Annotated in this window: 1 protein-coding gene; it reads left to right on the top strand. The window is 61.5% G+C overall.

The genetic code is table 11. The features are described 5' to 3' along the window. Positions 1-1,060 (top strand): DUF4301 family protein (locus tag QZ302_RS09865; RefSeq protein WP_294594925.1); only part of this gene is annotated, 1,060 nt, incomplete at its 5' end. Between the last annotated feature and the right edge of the window lie 1,056 nt (positions 1,061-2,116).

The following is a 2,116-nucleotide window of genomic DNA, read 5'->3' as shown; positions in this document are numbered from 1 at the left end:
GGGGCTGGGGAGCAGGCCGAAGGGGCTCATCAAGTTCCACCGGTATGGGGACGGGGGGCGCACGGCGATGGAGGAGCATTTGGTGGAGGTGGCGCTCTATGGCGGAAATCCGGCGAGAATCCATTTCACGGTGTCGCCGGAGCATATGGAGGATTTCAAACGTCTGGTGGAGGAAAAAAGCGCGGGGTTTGCGGCGAAGTACGGGGTGGAGTATGAGGTCTCGTTCTCGGTGCAGGAGCCGGGGACGGATACGGTGGCGGTGAATCCGGATAATACGCCGTTCCGGGTGGGGGATGCGGGCGGGGAGGGGGAGATTCTTTTCCGGCCGGGGGGACACGGGGCGTTGATCGAGAATCTGAACCGGATCGATGCGGATTTGATCTTTATCAAAACGGTGGACAATGTGGTGCCGGATCACTTGAAGGAGGATACGGTGCTGTATAAGAAGGCGTTGGGGGAGGTGGCGCTGGAGTTGCAGCAGCAGGTGTTCCTCTACCTGAAGAAGATCGATTCGGCGGGCTTCGCGGCGGAGGGGGATTTCCGGAAGGAGGTGTGGCGGTTTGTCGAACGGGAGTTGTGTTACCGCTTTCCGGAGGGGTTCGAACCGACGCTGGAGGATTTGAGGCGGGTGTTGGATCGGCCGATCCGGGTGTGCGGCATGGTGCGGAACGAGGGGGAACCGGGCGGGGGGCCGTTCTGGGCGGAGACGTCGATGGGGGTGCGGGGGGCGTTGTCGCTCCAGATTGCGGAGTCGTCGCAGATCGATCCGGAGGTGCGCGGGGCTTTGATGGGGGGTGGGACGCATTTCAATCCGGTGGATCTGGTCTGTGCGGTGCGGGATTTCAGGGGGAGGAAGTTCGACCTCGCGCAGTTTGTGGATAAGAGGACGGGATTCATCTCGGAAAAAAGCAAGGACGGACGGGCGCTCAGGGCGCAGGAGTTGCCGGGGCTCTGGAACGGGGCGATGGCGGACTGGACGACGGTCTTCGTGGAGGTACCGATCTCGACGTTCGCGCCGGTCAAGACGGTGGCGGATTTGCTCCGACCGCAGCATCAGTAGCGGTTGGCGGGAGACTTGTTTGGTGGGGTGAGGATTTCCGCCAGCGCGCGGACAGAGGGTTGGGCCGTGGCTGCCCACTCCGAGTGCCGGGAGGCACCGCCCGCCCGGCGTAAGGGCAGTACCCTCCTGTAGCCAAAGACGCGCGCCATGCCTAAAGAAGCGATTCAACTATTTCGGCGGTAACCGAATATAGATGAATCGCGTAAGGCGCGCGTTTGATAGAAGAAGTGGATCAAAGCTCGACCGCGCGCCACGCCTTAAGAGGGAAATCGTCAAAACTCGCTTGCGTGTTTTGACAAGATTTCCCAAGGCGCGCGAACAAAGAATGGCGTGCAAAACTCCGTCGCCCGCCCGCGTAAAAAGGGATTTCACTCGTTTTGCAACAGCAAAATCGAGATGAAATCCCAGCGGGCGACGGCAAAGTGCGGCGGAGCGACAGCGGAGCCGCAGTGAGGTGGACACGGGGCGGAGAATTGGGCTTTGCTTTGGGCTGTGCTTGTTCTTCGGGCGGGAAAACCGCAGTCGGTTTTCCCGCTGCGCTGGGTCGAGCTTGGGACTGAGATTTGGACTGTGGGTTGGGCTGAACTGTTGGCCGAGCTTTGGTCTTTACTTTAGGGCCGAGAGCGAGTAGCTAAGTTCCCGTGCCAACGGTCGGCCCGCAGCCCCCGGATGCGGAGGGCCGAAATACTCCGCTCACGCTTCGTATTCGTTCTCCGCTGGCTGCGGCCGAGAACGCACCTCGCAGAATGGGGCGTGCCGAGGACGAATCTTACAGAATTGGGGCGGTGAATAGGGAGGCCTTTGTCTGTGCTCTTGCGGCTCTTTGAGCCGCCGGCCTCGGCGAGGACGAATGGGCGGAGAACTGGGCTTTGCTTTTGCGACCCGTAGGGTCGCGGGCCGAAGCCTCCCGCCGCGGAGGCCCGCAACTGACGTTGCTTTGGGCCCCGCAGGCTTCGATCCGCGTGAACTTGACAGAAAAAGGCGTTGCTCTTGCGGCTCTTTGAGCCGCCGGCCTCGGCGAGGACGAATGGGCGGAGAACTGGGCTTTGCTTTTGC

Origin of the sequence: uncultured Rikenella sp., assembly GCF_910579375.1 — a bacterium.
Lineage (GTDB): Bacteria > Bacteroidota > Bacteroidia > Bacteroidales > Rikenellaceae > Rikenella.
The sequence above is the reverse complement of the archived record's forward strand: the minus strand, read 5'-3'. Positions and strand labels throughout refer to the sequence as shown.